Annotated in this window: 6 protein-coding genes, 1 pseudogene and 1 other annotated feature; of the genes and pseudogenes, 4 read left to right on the top strand and 3 right to left on the bottom strand. The window is 40.1% G+C overall.

Annotated elements, in window-relative coordinates; translation table 11 throughout:
• Positions 1-39: 39 nt before the first annotated feature.
• Positions 40-1,259 (bottom strand): IS3 family transposase gene (locus tag L650_RS0123085; protein ID WP_223230517.1). Its coding sequence is split into 2 segments (ribosomal slippage): positions 40-971 and positions 971-1,259, totalling 1,221 coding nucleotides; the frame shifts between segments, so codons are not numbered across the junction.
• Positions 865-981 (bottom strand) — a sequence feature (AL1L pseudoknot). Its footprint overlaps the gene before it by 117 nt.
• Before the next feature lie 634 nt (positions 1,260-1,893).
• Here L650_RS0123085 and L650_RS0123070 point away from each other — a divergent pair.
• The 3 genes and pseudogenes from L650_RS0123070 (at position 1,894) to L650_RS0123065 (ending at position 3,214) form a co-directional block, all read left to right on the top strand.
• Entirely contained in the window at positions 1,894-2,415 is a 522-nt protein-coding gene (locus L650_RS0123070; protein WP_029774550.1) for a GNAT family N-acetyltransferase, read from the top strand.
• Between the two features lie 142 nt (positions 2,416-2,557).
• Positions 2,558-2,638, top strand: a pseudogene (locus L650_RS24665) (twin-arginine translocation signal domain-containing protein); the annotation flags it as partial.
• A 78-nt stretch (positions 2,639-2,716) separates the two neighbouring features.
• Positions 2,717-3,214 (top strand): lactoylglutathione lyase family protein, encoded by a 498-nt coding sequence (locus L650_RS0123065; RefSeq protein WP_029774549.1) that lies wholly within the window; start codon positions 2,717-2,719, stop codon positions 3,212-3,214.
• 159 nt (positions 3,215-3,373) lie between these two features.
• On the opposite strand, the gene bcp is transcribed toward L650_RS0123065, so the two are convergent.
• On the bottom strand, positions 3,374-3,853 hold the full coding sequence (gene bcp, locus L650_RS0123060; protein WP_029774548.1) for a thioredoxin-dependent thiol peroxidase: 480 nt from the start codon (positions 3,851-3,853) through the stop codon (positions 3,374-3,376).
• Positions 3,854-3,863: 10 nt separating this feature from the next.
• Complete coding sequence (locus tag L650_RS0123055) at positions 3,864-4,400, bottom strand: glycine cleavage system protein R (protein ID WP_029774547.1); 537 nt, start codon at positions 4,398-4,400, stop codon at positions 3,864-3,866.
• A 213-nt stretch (positions 4,401-4,613) separates the two neighbouring features.
• Between L650_RS0123055 and L650_RS0123050 the strand changes: the two genes are divergently transcribed.
• The coding region (locus L650_RS0123050) for an ISAs1 family transposase (RefSeq protein ID WP_029771904.1) at positions 4,614-5,725 on the top strand (1,112 nt) is incomplete at its 3' end.

The following is a 5,725-nucleotide window of genomic DNA, read 5'->3' as shown; positions in this document are numbered from 1 at the left end:
TGAATCGCCCCGAGTTCATCGGAGACCAGTTTGTTTAAGTCAGGCCACTTTACCTGACTCGTTTAAATTATCATAGTAGTCTGTTTCATATTGAGCTGGTGAAATATACCCAATTGAAGATAATAAGCGTTGATTATTAAACCAATTGACCCACTCTAACGTTGCGTATTCAACAGCATCAACATTCTTCCACGGGCCATTTCTGCGAATAATCTCTGTTTTAAATAATCCATTTATTGTTTCAGCCAATGCATTGTCATAAGAGTCACCCACACTGCCTACAGACGCTTGAATTCCAGCTTCAGCAAGTCGCTCAGTGTATCGTATAGACAAATATTGGCTGCCTCTGTCGCTGTGGTGAATTAACCCTTCGGGGTTGCCACGATGCCAAATAGCTTGCTCTAACGCATCAAGAATAAGCTCTGTGTGCATTGTCGTTGATACACGCCAACCTACAATGTATCGTGAAAAAACATCTATCACGAAAGCGACATAAACAAACCCACTCCATGTGGCAACATAGGTGATGTCAGCTACCCAAAGTTGATTTGGCTGCTCAGCAGTAAATTGACGATTAACTAAATCAAGTGGCTTATCTTGTTGCTCGTCAGGTATCGTTGTCTTATGTGCTTTACCCCGACGAACACCTTGAATTCCCATAACTCGCATCAATCGTTCGACTGTACAGCGGGCGACTTGATGGTCGTCAAGCTGTAGCTGCTTCCATATTTTTCTTGCACCATAAACTGACATATTATCCTCCCACACTTCGCGAATGAGTATTATCAGCTCAGCATCACGCTTTTTGCGGTTAGACAGTCGCTCAGGCTCTCTTTGTATCTGTTTATGAGAATAATACGTTGATGGTGCAATCGGCAATTCCTTGCAAATTGACTCGACACCGTAATGCTCTCTGCAAGCATCAATAAAATCCACTATTACTTCTGTTTGCGGTCGAGCTCCGCTTGGGCGAAAAAAGCGGCAGCTTGCCTCAGGATATCATTCGTTCGCTTGAGCTCTTTATTCTCGCGCTCTAAGACGGCAAGGCGTTCTTCAGTTGATTGCGTATTAGAAGAGGGTTTAGACGGTTGAGCTTGAGATTTCTTGACCCATGCTCTAAGTGTTTCTGGGGTACATCCCAGTTTATCTGAAATCGATACTAGCGCAGCCCAAAGAGAAGGGTATTCATGCTGTTGTGTGGTAACAAGCCTAATTGCACGTTCACGAAATTCTGATGTATAGCGATTTGATTTTTTCATAGTTCCAGTTTCTCAAGTTATTGAGTCTCTGGCAAACACGGGGCGATTCATTGTTCTGTTCAACCAATCGATTACTTTTCGCCTTTTGCTTTGAGGAATGAAATCTATTGATCATCACTGCCAATGTTAGCGGAACAGTTAATAACGCAATAGGGAAAGCGTAGTAATTTACAAACCCAGCTAATGACTCTGCGCTAATATGAGGGCTGTAAATACTTTTTGTTATTAATTCTGTGGTCAATATCCAAGAAATCCAGATGATGAAAAATAAAGGAATGAGAACTACTATCCAAAATAGCTTGTTCTCGTGCAGAGCTTTGTCTTCTTCTACTTTAAAGCACTCACCAAGCCACTTTAAAATTCTATTGATTGTTTCCATATAAGGCTCATTGAAGTTTATTTGGAGAGTACTATATTCAAAATACGCAAAAACACCAAGGGCTGGTTATGATCATACATACTTAACTAAATATTTAATGACTAGCATAAAAAACGTTGCGCTAGAGTAATACGTTTCCGTACCTTTTTAATAGTCCAAATGCTATTCAGCCGTTAAATAAGTTTGGGGCTACTTAATAGTGATCTTTAGCTTTAAACTTACAACTATAAAATCAATACTCACAAGGAAGAACACTTGCATATCCAAATTGCAGAACACATCAAACTAGCTCCTTTAGTGGAAAGCGATGCTGCGGACATATTAAAAGCTGTTAATTTAAGTCGGGCAAGTTTAGGTAAATTTTTACCTTGGGTAGAAGGGGTAAACAATATTGAATCAGCTAAAAAGTACATACTCGACAGAGCAAACAGCGAGCTTAATGGTTCACGGTGGTTTAAAATTTATTATAAAGATAATCTGAGTGGTGTTTTTGCAATTAAGTCTATTTGCCCTGAGTTGAATATAGCGGAACTTGGTTACTGGTTAAGTAGTGATGCTCATGGTAACGGGATTATTAGTCAAATAATTTCAAAAGCTCCGCAGCTACTCACGAGCACTCATGTTAAATTTATCGAATTTAGGTGCCTAGAGAAAAATGCGGCAAGTATAAAGGTTGCGTTGAAATCAGGCGCTTTGCTCGTAGATGTTATACCTAATTTTTTAGTTGCAGATAATGTATTACAAAACCTAAATATTTATAGAACGCCAGTAAAATAATAAATATATTACAGCTCTCACCATCACAAAACGTAATTATTAATATCATATTTGATAATTTTTTGTCCTCACTACATTCATTTATCATGGCTAATTAATTCCTTTAATTACATTTAACGCGTTTGCCGTTAAGGAACATGCCATGAGTAAAAAAGAGCTAAATCGAAGAGATTTTATGAAGTTATCGGCTGCTGGGTTGGGTGCGGCGGCGCTGCCTATGCTGTTTACAAGTTTAAATGCTAATGCCAACCTGCAAGCAGCTGATAAAGGCAAGCAAGCAAATGGCTTAGACGATTCGCCAATGCCTTATCCGCGCACGTTTTCGCATATTGGTGTGTCAGTGCCAAACTTAGAACAAGCTGTTAAATTTTATACTGAAGTGCTGGGCTGGTATTTAATTATGAAACCCACACAAATAACAGAAGATAAGTCACCTATTGGTGAAATGTGTACTGATGTATTTGGTGCTGGGTGGGGCAGTTTTAAAATAGCCCATTTATCAACAGGGGATAGGGTGGGGGTTGAGCTATTTGAATTTAAAAATCAGCAAAACCCAAAAAATAATTTTGAGTATTGGAAAACGGGAATATTCCATTTATGCGTACAAGACCCTGATGTAGAAGGACTCGCTGATAAAATAGTGGCCGCGGGCGGTAAAAAGCGTATGAAAGCGCCGCGCTATTATTACCCAGGGGAAAAACCATACCGCATGATTTACATGGAAGACCCGTTTGGCAATATTTTAGAAATTTATAGCCACAGTTACGAGCTTATATATTCAAGTGGCGCTTATGGTTAATAAATTATGTAACGAGTCACTGTACTTCATTGAATAAACGCTAATAAAAAAGCGTTGCCCTAGAGCAACGCTTTTTTCTATTTTTTGATAGCTGATAGCTGATAGCTGATAGCTGATAGCTGATAGCTGATAGCTGATAGCTGATAGCTGATAGCTTACTTATTCCGCCGCTAAGTAATCTAAAACCACTTGGTGGTGATCTTTAGTTTTAAACTTATCAAATAAGTGTTTAATTTTACCGTCTTGGCCTACTAAAAAGGTTAAGCGGTGAATACCATCGTACTCTTTACCCATAAACTTTTTGTAGCCCCATACGCCAAATGCTTCAGCGATGGCGTGATCTTCATCGGCGAGTAAATCAAAGTTAAGCTCTTTTTTAGTTTCAAAGTTTTTAAGGCGCTTAATAGGGTCTGGGCTAATACCTACAACGCGGGTGTTAAATTGAGCAAGCTGCGCTTGTTGGTCACGTAAGTTTTCGGCTTGAACCGTACAACCCGGTGTAGAAGCTTTAGGGTAAAAGTACACCAGTACTTGTTGCTCTTTTAACAGCTCACTTAAGGTGACTGTTTCGTCGTTTTGATTTTGTAAGCTAAATTCTGGTGCAGTATCACCGGCTTGTAATGGACTAATTTTGTTCATGCTGTGCTCCTTAGCGAATACGTTTAAAAATATAATCTACGTTAAGACTGTGCGAAAGGTTTTCAAAGGTCACTTTAAATTGGTCTATATCAACCTCTACTGGGATATTAAACTCAATTTCGCAGCGCATTTTAGTGTCGGTTTCTTCATCGTAGGTGTCTGACTTTAATGAGCAGATACTAATGTGGTGATCGGCAAAAAAACGCGTTACTTTACTCAGTGTACCTGGGGTGTCTATCCCTGTGTATTCAAGGGTATAGCCTGCGCAAAATTCACTTTCGGTGTGGCGAGTGGTGCTGCGCTTCATCATGGTGAGTAGGCCTAGCTCCATGCCTTTAGTAGGCAAGGTGTGCTCTATGCGGCTAATGGCCGACATATCGCCGCTTAGCAGCATGGTAAAGGTAAATTCGCTGCCTAAAATGGCTATTCGGCTATCTATAATGTTGCAATGACAATCACTTACAAGCTGTGTAAGTTCACTTACAATTCCCGGTCTATCTTCGCCAATAGCGGTTAAAACAATTTGATGATTTGAAAATGCAGTCATGAAGTTTAATACCTACGTTTTTTGAAATATAACAACCGAGTTGGTATAGCCCGCTGCGCATACACTACGTTGCACGGCGGCGAAGTTTAACACAAAAAGCGCCCTAAACTACATAGGCGCTTAATTAAAGGCCACGGCAAGATCATTATAAATTGAACTTATAGAGCAAGTAGTGATCAGATCAAGGCATAATAATTACTTGGTCGCATAAATATGAGCACTACTTTTCTGAAACATTTTAATTCAATTACAGATCCTCGCATTGAACGTTGTAAAAAGCATGAACTTATCGATATTCTTCTCCTTGCTATTAGCGCTGTACTCTCTGGTGCAGAAGGATGGGAAGATATTGAAGACTTTGGGCACCTAAAGCTTGATTGGTTAAAAAAATACGGTACGTTCAACGCAGGAATTCCAAAACATGACACGATTGCTCGCGTCATGTGTCGGTTAAAAGCAAATGAAATAGAAAGGGCATTTCAATCTTGGATATCATCACTGATTGAAACCACAGGTGCAGATATCATCGCTATCGATGGCAAAACCGCACGACGTTCATTTACCACAAAAGACAGAAAAAGTGCCTTACACACGGTCAGTGCATGGAGTTGCCAACACCAGTTAGTGCTTGGGCAGACGGCTGTTGATAATAAAACAAATGAAATCACCGCAATACCAGAATTACTCACCCTGCTCGATATTGAAAACAGTATCATTACGTTAGATGCGATGGGATGCCAACAAGAAATAGCAAAACAAATCATCCAACAAAAAGCAGATTATATTCTTGCACTTAAAGGTAATCATTCAGGCATGCAAAAGGAACTAGAAGCGTGGTGGCACAAGTGCGAGCGTGAAAGGTTAACTCAGCATAATTGTGATGAATATACCGAAATAAGCTCAGGACATGGGCGTGTTGAAACACGTACATGCCAGCAGTTACTTATAGATAAAAGCTGGTTAGGCAAGGATTATCGTTGGCCTGGCTTAACGAGTATTATTAAGGTCAGGGCTGAAGTTCATGATAAGTCGGCAGGGTCGGATACCACTGAAACACGCTGGTATATAAGTTCATTAGACTTAAATGCAGCGCAAGCACTCAATGCGGTACGCAGTCACTGGCAGGTTGAAAGCATGCATTGGATGCTTGATATGAACTTCAGAGAAGATGAATCGAGAATACGCAAACTTCAAGGGCCATTAATGTTTAATGTAATGCGAAAGATAGCCATGGCGCTTTTTAAACAAGATACATCTAAGTCAGCTAGTATGGCGAGGAAAAAGAAAATGGCAGGGCTAGACGATGATTACCGCTCAACCCTGTT

This window comes from Pseudoalteromonas sp. TB51, assembly GCF_000498055.1.
Taxonomy (GTDB): domain Bacteria; phylum Pseudomonadota; class Gammaproteobacteria; order Enterobacterales; family Alteromonadaceae; genus Pseudoalteromonas; species Pseudoalteromonas atlantica.
Note: the sequence above shows the minus strand (reverse complement) of the source record. Positions and strands in the feature narration are given on the sequence as shown.